This is a genomic window from Dryocola boscaweniae (genome assembly GCF_025215095.1).
GTDB classification, from domain to species: domain Bacteria; phylum Pseudomonadota; class Gammaproteobacteria; order Enterobacterales; family Enterobacteriaceae; genus Dryocola; species Dryocola boscaweniae.
The window spans coordinates 215,746-231,563 of record NZ_JALHAP010000080.1; the positions used below are offsets into that span (position 1 = coordinate 215,746).

The 15,818-nt window shown below is 51.9% G+C and carries 15 protein-coding genes; 9 read left to right on the top strand and 6 right to left on the bottom strand.

What is annotated here, in order from left to right:
* Positions 1-24: 24 nt before the first annotated feature.
* From MUA00_RS15065 to MUA00_RS15085, 5 genes are all read left to right on the top strand, one after another.
* Positions 25-1,158 carry an amidohydrolase/deacetylase family metallohydrolase gene (locus MUA00_RS15065; protein ID WP_271123839.1) on the top strand — a complete coding sequence of 378 codons (1,134 nt, stop codon included), beginning with the start codon at positions 25-27 and terminating at the stop codon, positions 1,156-1,158.
* Positions 1,142-2,260 (top strand): DgaE family pyridoxal phosphate-dependent ammonia lyase, encoded by a 1,119-nt coding sequence (locus MUA00_RS15070; protein ID WP_271123840.1) that lies wholly within the window; start codon positions 1,142-1,144, stop codon positions 2,258-2,260. Before MUA00_RS15065 ends, MUA00_RS15070 begins: the two co-directional genes overlap by 17 nt.
* Positions 2,257-2,997: a 2-dehydro-3-deoxy-phosphogluconate aldolase gene (gene dagF / locus MUA00_RS15075; protein ID WP_271123841.1), complete on the top strand. Its 741-nt coding sequence runs from the start codon at positions 2,257-2,259 to the stop codon at positions 2,995-2,997. The genes MUA00_RS15070 and dagF overlap by 4 nt, the downstream gene beginning before the upstream one ends.
* A 63-nt stretch (positions 2,998-3,060) precedes the next feature.
* A complete protein-coding gene (locus tag MUA00_RS15080; RefSeq protein ID WP_271123842.1) occupies positions 3,061-4,206 on the top strand; it encodes a lactonase family protein in 1,146 nt (381 codons plus the stop codon).
* Between the two features lie 46 nt (positions 4,207-4,252).
* A complete protein-coding gene (locus tag MUA00_RS15085; protein WP_271123843.1) occupies positions 4,253-6,163 on the top strand; it encodes a BglG family transcription antiterminator in 1,911 nt (636 codons plus the stop codon).
* Between the two features lie 47 nt (positions 6,164-6,210).
* On the opposite strand, the gene dolP is transcribed toward MUA00_RS15085, so the two are convergent.
* The 4 genes from dolP to MUA00_RS15105 are packed head-to-tail and all read right to left on the bottom strand — an operon-like array spanning position 6,211 to position 9,810.
* Positions 6,211-6,786: a division/outer membrane stress-associated lipid-binding lipoprotein gene (dolP, locus tag MUA00_RS15090; protein WP_271123844.1), complete on the bottom strand. Its 576-nt coding sequence runs from the start codon at positions 6,784-6,786 to the stop codon at positions 6,211-6,213.
* A gap of 9 nt (positions 6,787-6,795) precedes the next feature.
* Positions 6,796-7,386, bottom strand: a complete 591-nt coding sequence (gene diaA / locus MUA00_RS15095) for a DnaA initiator-associating protein DiaA (RefSeq protein ID WP_034492968.1) — start codon at positions 7,384-7,386, stop codon at positions 6,796-6,798.
* A gap of 19 nt (positions 7,387-7,405) precedes the next feature.
* A complete protein-coding gene (locus tag MUA00_RS15100; RefSeq protein WP_271123845.1) occupies positions 7,406-7,801 on the bottom strand; it encodes a YraN family protein in 396 nt (131 codons plus the stop codon).
* The gene (locus MUA00_RS15105; protein ID WP_271123846.1) at positions 7,759-9,810 is read right to left on the bottom strand and encodes a penicillin-binding protein activator; all 2,052 of its coding nucleotides are present in this window, start codon (positions 9,808-9,810) and stop codon (positions 7,759-7,761) included. Before MUA00_RS15105 ends, MUA00_RS15100 begins: the two co-directional genes overlap by 43 nt.
* A 62-nt stretch (positions 9,811-9,872) precedes the next feature.
* On the opposite strand from MUA00_RS15105, the gene rsmI reads away from it, so the two are divergent.
* Positions 9,873-10,751: a 16S rRNA (cytidine(1402)-2'-O)-methyltransferase gene (gene rsmI, locus MUA00_RS15110; RefSeq protein ID WP_271123847.1), complete on the top strand. Its 879-nt coding sequence runs from the start codon at positions 9,873-9,875 to the stop codon at positions 10,749-10,751.
* A gap of 138 nt (positions 10,752-10,889) precedes the next feature.
* On the opposite strand, the gene iraM is transcribed toward rsmI, so the two are convergent.
* Positions 10,890-11,246 (bottom strand): anti-adapter protein IraM, encoded by a 357-nt coding sequence (gene iraM / locus MUA00_RS15115; protein WP_271123848.1) that lies wholly within the window; start codon positions 11,244-11,246, stop codon positions 10,890-10,892.
* A gap of 430 nt (positions 11,247-11,676) precedes the next feature.
* Between iraM and MUA00_RS15120 the strand changes: the two genes are divergently transcribed.
* Positions 11,677-11,931 carry a biofilm development regulator YmgB/AriR family protein gene (locus tag MUA00_RS15120; protein WP_271123849.1) on the top strand — a complete coding sequence of 85 codons (255 nt, stop codon included), beginning with the start codon at positions 11,677-11,679 and terminating at the stop codon, positions 11,929-11,931.
* Between the two features lie 72 nt (positions 11,932-12,003).
* Here the strand turns inward: MUA00_RS15120 and garD are convergent, their stop codons facing one another.
* Positions 12,004-13,575: a galactarate dehydratase gene (gene garD, locus MUA00_RS15125; RefSeq protein ID WP_271123850.1), complete on the bottom strand. Its 1,572-nt coding sequence runs from the start codon at positions 13,573-13,575 to the stop codon at positions 12,004-12,006.
* Positions 13,576-14,103: 528 nt separating this feature from the next.
* On the opposite strand from garD, the gene garL reads away from it, so the two are divergent.
* On the top strand, positions 14,104-14,874 hold the full coding sequence (gene garL / locus MUA00_RS15130; protein ID WP_271123851.1) for a 2-dehydro-3-deoxyglucarate aldolase: 771 nt from the start codon (positions 14,104-14,106) through the stop codon (positions 14,872-14,874).
* A gap of 31 nt (positions 14,875-14,905) precedes the next feature.
* Positions 14,906-15,799, top strand: coding sequence for a 2-hydroxy-3-oxopropionate reductase (gene garR, locus MUA00_RS15135; protein WP_271123852.1), 894 nt, complete (start codon positions 14,906-14,908; stop codon positions 15,797-15,799).
* The last annotated feature ends 19 nt before the right edge of the window (positions 15,800-15,818 follow it).

Genomic DNA, 15,818 nt, shown 5'->3' on the forward strand with positions numbered 1-15,818 from the left:
CACCCACCAACAAAGGAGAAAATTATGTTCGATCTGATCCTGCGTCAGGCTCGCCTCGTGGACGATACGGTTATCGATATCGCGCTTAAAGACGGCAAAATTGCCGCGCTGGGTGAGGTTACCGGTGAGGCGCATGAGGTGCGGGCGTTAAACGGCGAGTATTACGTCAGCGCAGGCTGGATTGATTCCCACGTTCACTGCTACCAAAAATCCCCGATTTATCACGACGAGCCAGACAGCATCGGCATCAATACCGGCGTGACAACCGTTGTGGATGCTGGAAGCACTGGCGCGGACGATATTGATGAGTTTTATGAGCTAACCCGCAAAGCGGCGACGGATGTTTATGCGTTGCTGAATATTTCCCGCGTAGGGTTAATCGCCCAGAACGAGTTGTCGAATATGGCGAATATCGACAAAGCGGCCGTGCGCGATGCGGTGAAGCGCCATCCCGGATTTATCGTGGGTATTAAAGCGCGCATGAGCAGCAGCGTGGTGGGCGACAACGGCATTAAACCCCTGGAACGCGCGAAAGAAATTCAGCGTGAAAACGGCGAGTTACCCTTGATGGTGCACATTGGCAATAATCCGCCGGATCTGGATGAAATTGCTGGTTTGCTGACCAGCGGCGATATCATCACGCACTGCTATAACGGCAAGCCGAACCGTATCCTCACGCCTGCGGGCGAATTGCGAGCCTCCATTGCCAACGCCATTCAGCGCGGCGTGCGGCTGGACGTGGGCCACGGCACCGCCAGCTTCAGCTTTGAAGTGGCGAAAATCGCCATTAAACAGGGCATCTTCCCGCATACCATCAGCTCCGATATTTACTGCCGTAACCGTATTAACGGGCCGGTTCACAGCCTCGGCGCGGTGATGTCCAAATTCCTTTCTATCGGGCTTTCTCTGCAGCAAGTGATTGATTGCGTTACTTCTAACGCAGCAGACGGCCTGCGTCTGAAGCACAAAGGGCGCTTATCCGTGGGCCTGGATGGCGATCTGACCATCTTTGAATTACGCCGCCAGCCGACGATGTTCACGGATTCTGAACAGCAAACGCTTACTGGCGAACTGTTGCTGTCGCCGCTTGCCGCCGTACGTGCCGGCAAGTGGTTTACTACCGAACAAGGAAAAGCAGAACATGTCTTCGATTTATGAGAAATACAACTTAAAACAGGTGATTAACGCATCAGGCCGTATGACTGCGCTGGGCGTTTCCACCCCGCGACCAGAAGTTGTGGAAGCGGTTACTACCGGCATGAATCACTATTTTGAAATGAAAGATCTGGTCAACAAAACCGGCGAGTACATCGCAAGACTGCTGGATGTGGAAGCGGCGACCGTGGTGTCCTGCGCTTCTGCCGGCATTGCCCAATCTGTGGCGGCGGTGCTGGTTAAAGACAACCAGTGGCTGATTGAAAATCTGCATGCCGCCCCGCTTGAAAACAACGAAATCGTGCTGCCTAAAGGTCATAACGTGAACTTTGGCGCGCCGGTTGGCACCATGGTGAACCTTGGCGGCGGCAAAGTCGTGGAAGCTGGTTATGCCAATGAGTGTTCCGCAGATCAGTTAGCGGCGGCGATTTCTCCGCGCACGGCCGCGATTTTGTACATCAAATCTCACCATTCGGTGCAAAAAAGTATGCTCAGCGTCGAGCAGGCCGTGGTTGTGGCGCGTAAACATAATCTACCGTTGATTGTTGATGCTGCGGCCGAAGAAGATTTGCAGTGCTACTACCGTGCGGGCGCGGACCTGGTGATTTACAGCGGCGCGAAGGCCATTGAAGGGCCTACCAGCGGGTTGGTTATCGGTAAAGAACAGTACGTAGAGTGGGTGAAACTGCAAACCGGCGGCATCGGACGCGCAATGAAAGTGGGCAAAGAGGGCATTCTTGGCCTGACCTGCGCCATTGAGCACTATCTCACCGCGGAGAAAGAAACGGGCGAGCAAATGGTGCAGAAAATGACGCCGTTTATCGACAGTCTGAATACGCTTGATGGCGTCAGCGCCCGCGTAGTGTGGGACGCCGCAGGCCGTGACATCGCCCGTAGCGAAATTAAGTTTGATGAAGCCGCCATCGGCATCAGCACCGGTGAACTGGTAAGCGCGCTTAAGCAGGGCGAATACGCGATTTATTTCCGTGGCTATAAAGCCAACGAAGGGATTATTGAAGCGGACGTGCGCAGCGTTAGCCCACAGCAATTAGACATTATTTATCGCTGCATTAAAGCGAATATCAGCAAGGAGCAGCAGGCATGAAACAGACCCCAAATTTTTATCGCGATCGCGTGTGCCTGAACGTACTGGCAGGTTCGAAAGAGAATGCCAAAGAGATTTACCAGGCGGCGCAGGGCCATGTGCTGGTGGGCGTGCTTTCTAAAAATTATCCGGATGTTGCAACTGCGGTGGCGGATATGCGCGATTATGCGGCGCTTATCGAAAATGCGCTTTCCGTGGGCCTTGGCGCGGGCGATCCGAATCAGTCGGCGATGGTGAGCGAAATCTCCCGTCAGGTACAACCGCAGCATGTAAATCAGGTATTTACCGGCGTGGGAACCTCCCGCGCTCTGCTCGGCCAGAGTGAAACCGTGGTCAACGGTCTGGTTTCCCCGACCGGCACCGTTGGCATGGTAAAAATCTCCACCGGACCGCTTAGCTCAACCGCCCTGGAGGGTATCGTTCCGGTTGAAACGGCCATTAAGTTGCTGAAAGATATGGGCGGCAGCTCAATCAAATATTTCCCGATGGGGGGACTGAAATGCCGCGATGAATTTAAAGCGGTAGCTGAGGCCTGCGCGAAACACGATTTTTGGCTGGAACCGACCGGTGGAATCGATCTGGAGAACTACGAAGAAATTCTGCAGATCGCGCTGGAAGCGGGGGTGAGCAAAGTCATCCCGCATATTTACAGCTCGATAATCGATAAAGCGACCGGCAATACGCGCCCGGAAGACGTGGCTACGCTGCTGGAAATGACGAAGAAGCTGGTTGGGTAGTTTTTTACCCGCATCCCTCTTCCTCCTTAAAGGAAGAGGGCCAAACAACAACGAGGATCTTCAATGCCTGCAACACGTAATCTTCTTATTGCTTCATTAGCCATGATCGCCGGTTCGGCTCAGGCGCAGTTCGCCTGGGTTGGCACTTACAATCCGAACGGCGAAGGGGTTTATCGCTTTCAGGTTGATGCGAAAACCGGCGCGTTGAGTAACAAAACCCTGGTCAGTGAGTTACCTAATGCTGCGCAGTTAACCGCTTCAAAAGACGGGAAAACGTTGTATGTGGCGAGCGAAGCGGAAAAGGGCGTTATTGCGGCGTTGCGTGTTGGGAAAGAGGGCAACCTTACAGAACTAAACCAGGTTTCTTCTGGAGGAGCCGGGCCGGTTTATCTGTCGCTTACGCCAGACGGCCGTCATTTGTTGGTTGCCAACTACATCAGCGGGACCATCGCCGTATTACCGGTGAAAGAAGACGGCAGCCTGAGTGAAGCAAGCGATACCCGACAGGATGAAGGCCAGCCCGGAGCTGCGAAGCCGGAGGCCGCCGTGGACGGCAGCTTTGCGGTAAGCGATCATAATGGTCCGCATGCGCATATGATCGGCGCCGATCCGAGCGGGAAATTCGTTTTTTCCACCGATCTTGGTTTAGATCGCATCTACCAGTACCGTTTTGATAATGAAAGCGGCAAGCTTACGCCAAACGATCCGCCGTTTATCGCCGCTTCATCTAAAGGGGCGGGCCCGCGTCACTTTGTGTTTACGCCAAAGGGCGAGGGTCTGTGGTTGATTAACGAAGAGTCCTCTACGCTGACTTACTATCAACTCGATGCGGCCAAAGGCACCTTAACCGAAGGCAAAACCGTGTCCGCGCTGCCAAAAGGCTACAAAGGAACCAGCTTTGCGGCGGGCCTGGTATTGAGCCATGATGGTAAGCAGCTTTACGTCGCTAACCGTTTGCACAACAGCATCGCGCACTTCACCGTATCGGCAAATGGCACGCTGACGCATCGGGACGATATCTGGACGCGGGGTGATTATCCGCGCACCTTAACGCTCGACAGCAGCGGTAAATACCTTTACGCCATGAATCAGCGTAGCGACAACATTACACGTTTCAGCGTTGCGCCGCAGGACGGCAAGCTGACTTTCGTTGAGGATTACGTGGCGGTAGGAAGCCCATCGCAATTAGTTTTAACGCCTGCGAAATAGCTATGGCGGTCGTGCCCACGCGCCCGCTTAATGAAAGGAAACTGCTGTGAGATTCCCAAATCTTCGTCTGGCCCAGCTTTTTGATATGCTCCAAAACGAGACGCTGCCTCAGGATGAGCTGGCGCGGCGTTTATCGGTTTCTACACGCACCGTGCGCGCAGATATCACCGCGCTGAATGCTTTAATGGCCGGCTATGGCGCACAGTTTATTTTAAATCGCGGCGCGGGTTATCAGCTCAAAATTGATGACGCGGATCGCTATCAGGAGCTTGTTCTCCAGCCGTCTCGCCAGTTGCGAATTCCGCGTACTTCGCCGGAGCGTGTGTATTATCTGGTGGTGCGTTTTCTGACGTCCGCTTTTTCGCTCAAACTCGAAGATCTGGCCGAAGAGTGGTTTGTCAGCCGGGCGACGCTGCAAAGCGACATGGCGGAAGTGCGCGAGTGCTTTAACCGTTATAACCTGACGATAGAAACCCGTCCGCGCCACGGCATGAAACTATTTGGCAGCGAAACGGCGGTGCGGGCATGTTTAACCGATTTGCTCTGGCAGCTCATGCAGGAAGACAGTGAAAACCCGTTGTTGACCGAAGAAGCGCTTAATGCGGGCGTACCGGAACAACTGGCGATGGATCTGCACGATTGTTTTACCCGCTGTCGAATTCGTCTGACGGATGAGGGCGAACAGTTTATCCGCCTGTATTGCGCCGTGGCGGTACGTCGTATCAGCGAAGGCTATCCTCTGGCAGAATTTAACGCCGCCGACGTGGATGATGACGTACGCGAAGCCGCGCGCCAGATTACCGCGCTGCTTCAAAAGCTTGCAGGTAAACCGCTTTCCGAAGCGGAAGAACAATGGCTGCAGGTGCATATCGCCGCACGTCAGGTTCAGGAAGTGGCCCCAAGCGCCATCAGCGCCGACGATGATGAAGCGCTGGTGAATTACATTCTGCGCTATATCAATACGCACTATAATTACAACCTGCTGACCGATACCCAGTTGCATGCCGACCTGCTCACGCACATCAAAACGATGATCACCCGCGTACGCTACCAGATAAATATTCCCAACCCGCTGCTTTCCAACATCAAACAGCACTATCCGATGGCCTATGACATGACGCTGGCGGCGGTATCAAGCTGGGGGAAATACACGCCCTATGTCATCAGCGAAAACGAAATCGGCTTCCTGGTGCTGCATATTGGCGTGGGGCTGGAAAGGCATTACAACATCGGCTATCAGCGCCATCCGCGAGCGTTACTGGTGTGTGATACTGGAAACTCCACGGTGCGGATGATTCAGGCGATGCTGCTGCGTAAGTACCCGCAAATCGAGGTGAAACGTATTATTTCTTTGCGTGACTACGAACAGCTCGAAAGCGTTGACGAGGACTTTGTTATTTCCACCGCGCGTATAAACGAGAAAGAAAAACCTGTCGTGACGATGGCGCCTTTTCCGACGGAATATCAGCTCGAACAGCTTGGAAAGCTGGTGCTGGTAGACAGAACCCGGCCTTATATGCTGGCGAAATACTTTGATGAAAGCCACTTCGTGGTGATTGATGAACCGATGAGTCAGCAGCAACTGTTCAGCACGCTGTGCGAGCAGCTTGAGCGTGAAGGCTATGTCGATGAGGACTTCTATCCGTCAGTTATGGAACGCGAGGCGATTGTCAGCACCATGCTCGGTGAAGGCATCGCGCTACCGCACTCGCTGGGATTGATGGCCAATAAAACCGTTGTTTACACCGTGCTGGCCCCGCAAGGAATAAGCTGGGGTGAGGAAACGGCGCACGTAATTTTCCTGCTGGCGATCAGTAAAAGCGAATATGAAGAAGCGATGGCAATTTACGATTTATTCGTCACTTTCCTGCGCGAAAGAGCGATGCCAAGGCTCAGGGACAGTAAGGATTTCGAGGAGTTTAAAGCGGTGGCGATGGATTGCTTGAGCCGTTTTTAACGCTTAACTACATTGAGAATTGCCCCCGAATTGGGGGCAATAAAGGATTACTTCAGAACGGTAAACGCAGTGGTCACGTGCTTCACACCGCTGACACGACTTGCGATATCCGCAGCCGCTTTGCCTTCTCTTTCAGTCAGCAGGCCCAGCAGGAATACTTCTCCGTTCTCGGTCGTCACCTTCACATTAGAAGATTTGACCTGATCGCTTGCCAGCAACTGCGAGCGAACTTTAGTGGTGATCCACGTATCCGTTGATGCTGTACCCAGACCTACAGGCGCGATGTTACGGATTTCGTTATACACTTCGGTCGCGCCGTCTACGCCCAGCGCGATTTGTTTCGCACGTGAGGCCAGCTCGGTATTTTGCGTTTGTCCGGTAAGCAGAACTTTCCCTTGATAGGCGGTCACGTTAATACGTGCGTCTTTCTTAAGCTGTTCATCTTTGCCCAGCGCACTGTTAACACGCAGCTCCAGCGTACCGTCATCTACCTGGGTGCCTACGGTGCGCGGGTCCGTGGCGGTTTTCGTCGCGACGGCAGCAGTGCCGACAACCGCGGCAGCAACACAGCCTTGTAGCAGTATCGCGGTAATAAGGACTGCAAGTGGCTTAAATGCCTTCATCTGTACTCCTTAATCGTCCTGGTGAGGGAATAACGTGTTATCAATCAAATCACATAAGCAGTTGACCGTCAGCATGTGCATTTCCTGAATGCGCGCGCTGCGATGTGAAGGGATGCGGATTTCCACATCCTGCGGCCCTAACAGCCCGGCTAGTTCACCGCCGTCATAGCCCGTTAGCGCAACAATGGTCATATCGCGTGTGACTGCCGCTTCAACCGCTTTTACGATATCACGGCTGTTGCCACGGGTTGAGATGGCAAGCAGCACATCTCCCGCATGACCTAACGCACGTACTTGTTTGGCATAGACTTCTTCGTGCAAACGGTCGTTTGCGATAGCGGTTAAGACCACATTATCGGCATTAAGTGCAATGGCCGGTAAGCTCGGACGCTCGGTTTCGAAGCGATTGATCATACTGGCAGCAAAATGCTGTGCATTGGCAGCAGATGTGCCGTTACCACAGCACAGTATTTTGTTGCCGTTAAGCAGCGACTGAACCAGCGTCATAGCTGCACGGGAGATGGCATCTGGCAGAGCTTCCGCTGCGGCAATCTGGGTTTGAATACTTTCCGTGAAGCAGACTTTGATTCTTTCGAGCACGTTGTTCTACCTGGTTACTTTAAACATCTGCGGTAAACGCGTTGGTTAACCACTCTATTTCATTGCCGGTGAAGGCTAACACATCGAAACGGCAATCCACAGTATCAAAACTTCCTGATGTGCGGGCAAGCCAATTCCGTGCGGCGCGCAACAGCTTTTGCTGTTTGCTCCGGGTGACGCTTGCCGCAGCGCCTCCAAAGCGAGGGTTGCTGCGGTAGCGCACTTCGACAAATACAATGACGTGATGATGTTTCATGATGAGATCGATTTCGCCGCCGCGCATGCGGATATTGGCGGCGATAAAGCGCAGTCCTTTGCGCTCAAGAAAGCGGCGCGCTTGCTGTTCATAGTACGCGCCTGCTTGTTGACGATTCAGCCGGCCGGGATGATTTGACCCTGAGAGAATTTCAGCCAATTTAACTTCCTGTTAATGACGCAGTCCTGGTTAGCAGAGAGCGTGCCCGTGTTGCCGTTCACCTGATAACCCGGCACCTGACGGATCTGGGAGAAATGATTTGCCAGCGACCATGCGTCAATGCCCATGGCATACAGACGCGCGAGCGAGTAGTCGTTGCGCACCGCGCTTAGCGCCTGTTGTTGGAGCGAAGAATTGCCGCCGGAAAGCATTGGGATCTCGCTGAACTGCAAGCCTTCCATCTCCAGACGGAAGTCCGGGCCGTTCACGCCTTGTGAACTACGGGAACTGGCATAGAGCTGCACGTTGCTACGGCTGCCGGTGCGCATGGCGATCATCGGTTTAATAAGCGCGACTTCGTCCGGCGTGGCTACAATATAGGCCGCATCCACGCCTTCGCTGGAGCCTGCGGTGATTTGTGCATCGGTTGGCGGCGCAGGGATTGTCAGACCGCCGATGGTCACGGCTTCTTGTTGCGGCGCGGATGAGGTTACAGGCGTTCCGGTCAAGGCGATACCGGAGCCGCTATTAATGCCCTGTTTCAGCTCGCCCACGGAACCAAATTTCTGTTGCAGCACAATACCGCCGCCTAATTTCTGCCACTCGGCGCTAAAGGCGCTTGTTACGCGATCGCCCAGAGCGCTGCGCGGAACCAGTAGCAGCGGGGCACGATGGCCTTCCTGCCAGATATGGTTTGCCGCATCACGGGCTTCGTCTTCCGGAGAGAGTGCGAAGTAGCAGATGTTCGGCCGGTTTTGCACATTTTCTGGCTGGTTCAGCGCCAGGATATTGAGCGAAGTGGTGCTATTTGCGAGCCGATCAACATTGTTTTTAAGCAACGGGCCCACGACAAGCGTAGCGCCATCTTGCTGTGCCTGAGCGAGGAGCTGATCCAGCGGCTGCGAACTGGTGTCGTAGATTTTCACTTCGGCAGAAGGATTAGCGGGAGCCGACGCAGCGCTTTGTACCGCTGGTTGAGCTGGCTGCGGAGCGGATTGTGTCGCCGCCTGCTCATTAGTCAGGTCGCTGACAGAAGCATCTGACGGGATGGCCACAGCATTGGCATCCGTTGTTGTTTGCTCTGCCGCTGGCTGCGCGCTGGTATCCGGCATTTGTGCAGAGGGGCTAACCGCTGCGACAGGTGCGGAACCGTTATTCTTAGCCGCTTCAAAACCCTGCTGGATGGCGCGGCCAAAAACGGCAGCCTGGCCGTTCAACGGCAGCAACAGCGCAATCTTGCCGACGGAAGCCTGCTGGTAATTTTGCATGTTGCTTAATTGAGTCGGCAGCGTTTTTGCGCCTGGGTTTTGCGGATAACGTGTTTGCCAGTCTTTGATGCCAGCCTTCAGCATGTTCGGATCGTTGCGATTGTCATTCCAGACGCGTTGCAGGTCCAGCCATCCTTGCAGGGTGTTTTCATCTGCATTGATGACCATGGTATTCATTTGCTCAGGCGTTAGCTGAGTCAGGGCCTGCCAGGTGCCATCGATATTTTTTTGATGCGTGGTACCCTTGAGCATTGGCTCTTGAGCAATATAGGCGCGCAGTAGCGCCAGAGAGGGGCGATTCTGGCTGGCATCAATCACCGCCTGATAATAACGGGCCTGCTGCTTTTTGTTGAAGGCGGAAGGATCAAGACCGGTCAATAGCGCATTTGCGCCAGCATAATCTTTCAGCGCGACTTTAATTTCTGGCGCCAGCAGCGTCTTCTCAAGGCGCCGATCGTTATTCATCTCTTGCGGCAGTTGGTTATAAAGTTCTACCGCCTGTTGAGTTTTACCTTCGCCAAGCAGCGCATGAATGGCGAGTAATTGCCAGGCGGTCTTGCTATCATCTGCGCTTTGCTGCATCTGTTGCAGGTAGTACGCGGAATCCGCAGTCACTTCGCCCTGAATGTGAGCGGCGGACCGGTCTGGCGCTTTTGTGGTACAACCCGCAAAAACCAGGGCTGCAAGCACGACAGGCAGACAACGCCCGGCTTTAGAACGAATAAATTTAGAGGGTAGCATTCTTTATCCAGTGAATTTTTCTTCTCAGTGTTCAATATTAAATCGGCAATACGGATGAAACAATGAAACAACTCGAAACGGCGGCGATTTCTGCCAGCACGCTCTACATCGTTCCGACCCCCATCGGTAACCTCGGCGATATCACACAGCGGGCGTTATCCGTGTTGCAAAGCGTTGACCTGATTGCTGCCGAAGATACTCGTCATACCGGCTTATTGCTGCAGCATTTTGCCATTAATGCGCGATTGTTCGCATTGCACGATCATAATGAACAACAAAAATCAGAATCGTTACTGGCAAAGCTTCAGGAAGGGCAAAGTATCGCGCTGGTTTCAGATGCCGGTACGCCGTTGATTAACGATCCTGGCTATCATCTGGTGCGAACCTGCCGTGAAGCCGGGATCCGCGTGGTGCCGCTACCTGGCCCGTGCGCCGCTATTGCGGCGTTAAGCGCCGCCGGGCTGCCCTCGGATCGCTTCTGTTACGAAGGTTTTCTACCGGCCAAATCCAAAGGTCGACGCGATGCGCTAAAAGCTATTGAGCAAGAGCCGCGCACGCTGATTTTCTATGAATCTACCCATCGTTTACTCGACAGCCTGGATGATATTTGCGCAGTGCTTGGCGAATCTCGCTATGTGGTACTGGCCCGCGAACTGACCAAAACCTGGGAATCTATTCACGGCGCGCCAATTGGCGAGCTTGCGGCATGGGTGAAAGAAGATGAAAACCGTCGCAAAGGCGAGATGGTGCTAATTGTCGAAGGTTTTAAAGCCCAAAGCGAGGATGCGTTGCCGGCCGATGCGTTGCGAACTCTCGCCCTGTTGCAGGCAGAACTGCCGTTGAAAAAAGCCGCAGCACTTGCTGCAGAAATTCACGGCGTGAAGAAAAATGCGCTTTATAAATATGCTTTAGAGCAGCAGGAACCAAGAAAGCTGACCTGATAGTTCAGGCTCAGCCAGAGATCATTTTGTCTTTACACTGCGATGTATAATCTTAAACACGGCGCTACTGGGAAAATAGCGATCTTTTCCCTGGCGCTTAGCCACAGTATGTTTTTTATTGTTTCCAGGATCGATTGCTTAAGGAAATAAACCAGGCAGGTTTTTTTCAAGCCCGAAAGGGCACTTTTTTAAGCGGCATTTGCCGTTAAAATTACACTGGGTTGGCTTTATTTCGGCGTTCCCGGGACATTCGGACTGTGCAAGCATGGTGCGCCAGAGCGAGGCATTAAACGGGATAACGTTGCACATCGTCAGGTAACTTATCTGACCATTAATAAAAACACCTAAATCACTGGTGATAATTTCATCGCCTGGCATCATAAAATCTGATGATTTATACCAGATAATAAGTTTTAATTCCCGATAGGAAATAATACAAGAGAAAGCCGTTCCTGTGCTCGGGCTTATCAATGAATCAATTACAGTCCATTTCATATACTTCTCCAGGATAAAACAATAGCAGTTGTTTAAAACAAGCGATTCCGCGGAATATAGTATTCCGTATTTAATAGATAAAATTTTGACAGGCATTTTAACCTTATAATATATATTGATATTTTATGGGCGCGATCCTTTACTCTAAAAGATAGTAATATATAGAGTAGACCATGCTAGGTTATAAGCCATTGAAAAAGATCATTTTTTGCAATATATTTAATAATATTCTTAATTTTCAAAAAGATATTTATGAATCCTGTTTTTAAAAAGTTAGAAAAATAAACAAAACTTGTTTGAGCCGCGCTTGCAGGTGGGGCTCAGGGGTAATTTTTAAGTTGCGGTTTCCCAAAAAGCTTCTAGTTATTAGCGAATGCTTTTATAACCAGCATTTGCATATAATGAATAATATCAATCCATGAGAGTTATTATGTTGATGAATACTGTCAGAAATGATCAACAGGAAGAGAAAGCTATTCTGGCAGCGGATTTTTCCGCCGCAGATGCCACCTGGCAGTTGGGCAATGTGGTACTTGAGATAGTGACGTCGGGAAAACCTCCCTCGAATAAAGAAGTGATTGCGGCCCTGGTTAAGCGCCTTGAGTTCGAGGACGATGTCCTGACCCTGGATACCTATCGGCAGCTTCTTGAGTACGTTGTTTATCAGACGGCTGGAGAGAGTTGATTAAGGTAAGAAGAAAGGGAGATTTCTGTCCGGCGGGAAATATCGCTACCCGCCAGACGTTTTTTAAAGGGATCAGGTTACCGGCGCAGGGTTAAATACCGCCAGCGCGTTGTGCAAACCCCATTGATCTGAAAATGTTTTTTTGCGGCCGCTCGCAACATCAAGAATAAATCTGAACAGTTCCCAGCCCACATCTTCAATCGTGGCTTCGCCGGTGGCGATAGTGCCTGCGTTAATATCCATTAGGTCATACCAACGGTCCGCCAACGCGGTACGGGTTGCCATTTTAATAACCGGGACTGCCAACAGGCCGTATGGCGTGCCGCGCCCCGTGGTGAATACCTGCAAAGTAATGCCTGACGCTACCTGCTGCGTACCACATACAAAATCGCTCGCTGGAGTAGCCGCGTAGATAAGGCCGCGTTTGGTGGGACGCTGGCCTGGCGAAAGCACTTCTACAATCGCGCTCTGACCTGATTTTGCGATAGAGCCAAGGGCTTTTTCTACCACATTTGCCAGACCGCCTTTTTTATTCCCCGGCGAGGGATTGGCGCTGCGGTCGGTTTTACCCATGTCCAGGTAGTTGTCGTACCATTCCATTTCTTCAAGCAGGCGTTTGCCCACTTCTTTATTGATGGCTCGCGGGGTTAACAAATGTATCGCATCGCGGACTTCGGTGACTTCAGAGAACATCACCGTTGCGCCGCAGCGCACCAGTAGATCGGAGGCATAACCCACGGCCGGATTAGCGGTTACGCCTGAGAAAGCATCGCTGCCGCCGCACTGCATACCGACTACCAGCTCCGAGGCCGGACAGGTTTCGCGCTGGCGCTGATTAAGTTTTTGCAGGTGATGTTCCGCAACGGTAAGAATATCGTCCACCATGGATTTGAAGCCGATGTGATGTTCATCCTGCAGACGTACTATGCTGGCATCGCCAACGGATATAGCCTGCACTTCTTCAGTACCTTCGAGCAGCCGCTCCGGCTGGAGTTTTTCACAGCCGAGGCCAATTACCATAATTTCGCCGCCGAAATTCGGGTTCAGAGCAATGTTATGGATGGTGCGAATAGGGATTGTTGCGGCCGGGGCATTGATCGCCACTCCGCAGCCGTAAAGATGGTTCAGCCCGACCACGCCATCCACGTTCGGGTAGCGAGGCAGTAAATCACGTTCAATAATTTTAATAACGTAATCCACAACGCCTGCGACGCAGTGCACGCTGGTAGTGATGCCGAGCAGATTTTTGGTTCCAACGCTGCCATCCGCGTTGCGGTAACCTTCAAAAGTGTATCCTTCAAGCTTTGGCAACGGCTCAGGTACTTTTGTGGCCAATGGCAGCGTATGTAGCGGCGGCGCTTCAGGCAGCGCTACCAGTGATTCATCGATCCAACTGCCTTGCGGGATGTCACGCACCGCATAACCAATTACTTCGCCATAACGAATAATTTCTCCATGCGCGGGAATGTCCGTCAGCGCGACTTTATGCCCCTGCGGGATATGTTCAATTAATGTCAGGCCATCCGTAAACTGCGTACCTGCCTTCAGACCGTTGTCGTTAACAATAATAGCGACGTTGTCGGTTTCATGAACTTTAATATAAAAGGCCGTCGGCGATTGTTGTCTAATTTCGATGTCTGACATTGTTCACGCTTCTCCAGATATAAAGTTATTTATAAGGTAGCGACATTAATTGCATATTCATGGCCCACTTACTGACATAAATAATGTCAGGTCGATAAATATCAGGATGTGATGCAGTTCACCTAATGTGTTCACGTCAGCTCCGTAGAGGGCAGCAATATAAAAATATGTGCAATATGCCCCACCGATATGTACGGATGCTCAATATAATCATCTCCAAACGGCAATCTATTGTGCAGTTGCCTGATGCCTGGGTTTCCTGCGCTGGCTATACTGGTTGCATGTCATAAGCACCAGTTTAATTAGCATTAGCGAGATATTCAGAATAGATTGTGCAGCACTGGAAACGGGAAGATTATCAAAGAAAATTTTAATATTATTGATTATCTATATTGTGATAATGATTTGTCGTGCCACGTTTTCTATTGCCGTAGCGTATTGCGCTGATAATTATTTTCCTGTTTAGCTCAGATGATATTAACCGTTTGGAATGACAGAAATAAGCCACTAAACTTTAAGGTAAAGCTTATGAATAACAACGTATTCCCGAATAAATTCAAGGCCGCGCTCGCGGCTCGCCAGACGCAAATCGGCTGCTGGTCGGCGTTAGCTAACCCTATCAGCACCGAAGTGCTTGGACTTGCCGGGTTCGACTGGATTGTGCTGGACGGCGAACACGCTCCAAACGATATCACTACGTTTATTCCGCAGCTTATGGCGCTCACCGGCAGCCATAGCGCCCCGGTTGTTCGAGCGCCAACTAACGATCCTGTAGTGATCAAGCGCCTGCTGGATATCGGCTTTTATAACTTCCTGATCCCGTTTGTGGAAACTAGCGAGGAGGCAGCGTTGGCCGTCGCTTCAACCCGTTATCCGCCAGAAGGTATTCGCGGCGTGTCGGTTTCACACCGCAGTAACGGTTATGGCACCGTAGTGGATTACTTCAGGCTGGTGAACCAGAACATCACTGTTCTGGTGCAAATCGAAAGTCAGGAAGGCGTTGATAACCTGGACGCGATTGCGGCAACCGAAGGCGTTGACGGCATTTTTGTTGGCCCTGGAGATTTATCTGCCGCGCTGGGCTATCTCGGAAATCCTTCCCATCCGGAAGTGCAAAGCGTTATCCAGCATATTTTTGCTCGCGCTAAAGCATTCGGTAAGCCAGCAGGAATTCTGGCGCCGGTTGAAGCCGACGCCAGGCGTTATCTGGAATGGGGCGCGACTTTTGTGGCCGTTGGCAGCGACCTTGGCGTTTTTCGCACGGCCACCCAGAAGCTATGCGACCAGTTTAAAAAATAACTTCCACCCGTAAAAACGAGAGAGTAAAGCTATGACGCTGAAAGTTGGGTTTATTGGCCTGGGGATTATGGGCAAACCAATGAGTAAAAACCTCATCAAAGCCGGTTATTCCCTGGTGGTTGCCGACCGTAATGCAGAGGTGATTGCTGAAGTGATTGCCGCTGGCGCAGAAACTGCCGCTACCCCAAAGGATATTGCCGAGCAGTGTGATGTGATAATCACCATGCTGCCGAATTCCCCGCATGTGAAGGAAGTCGCGCTGGGTGAAAACGGTATTATCGACGGGGCAAAACCGGGCACCGTGGTTATCGATATGAGTTCAATCGCGCCGCTGGCGAGCCGTGAAATAAGCGAAGCGTTGAAAGCTAAAGGTATCGATATGCTGGACGCGCCGGTCAGTGGCGGCGAGCCAAAAGCTATCGACGGCACCTTGTCCGTGATGGTCGGCGGCGATAAAGCGATATTTGATAAGTATTACGATTTGCTCAAAGCGATGGCGGGCTCTGTGGTGCATACCGGTGATATCGGTGCGGGCAACGTGACCAAACTGGCAAACCAGGTGATTGTCGCGCTGAATATTGCTGCAATGTCTGAAGCATTAGTGCTGGCAACCAAAGCAGGCGTGAATCCTGAATTAGTGTTCCAGGCGATTCGTGGCGGCCTTGCGGGCAGTACCGTTCTGGAAGCGAAGGCGCCGATGGTGATGGATCGTAATTTCAAGCCTGGTTTCCGTATCGATCTGCATATTAAAGATCTCGCGAATGCGCTGGATACTTCTCATGGCGTGGGCGCTCAACTGCCATTAACCGCAACCGTCATGGAGATGATGCAGGCGCTGCGTGCTGACGGCCACGGTAATGACGATCACAGCGCAATTGCGTGTTATTACGAAAAACTGGCGAAAGTCGAAGTCGCAAAGTTTTGAGATGGGCGCCATGCGCGCC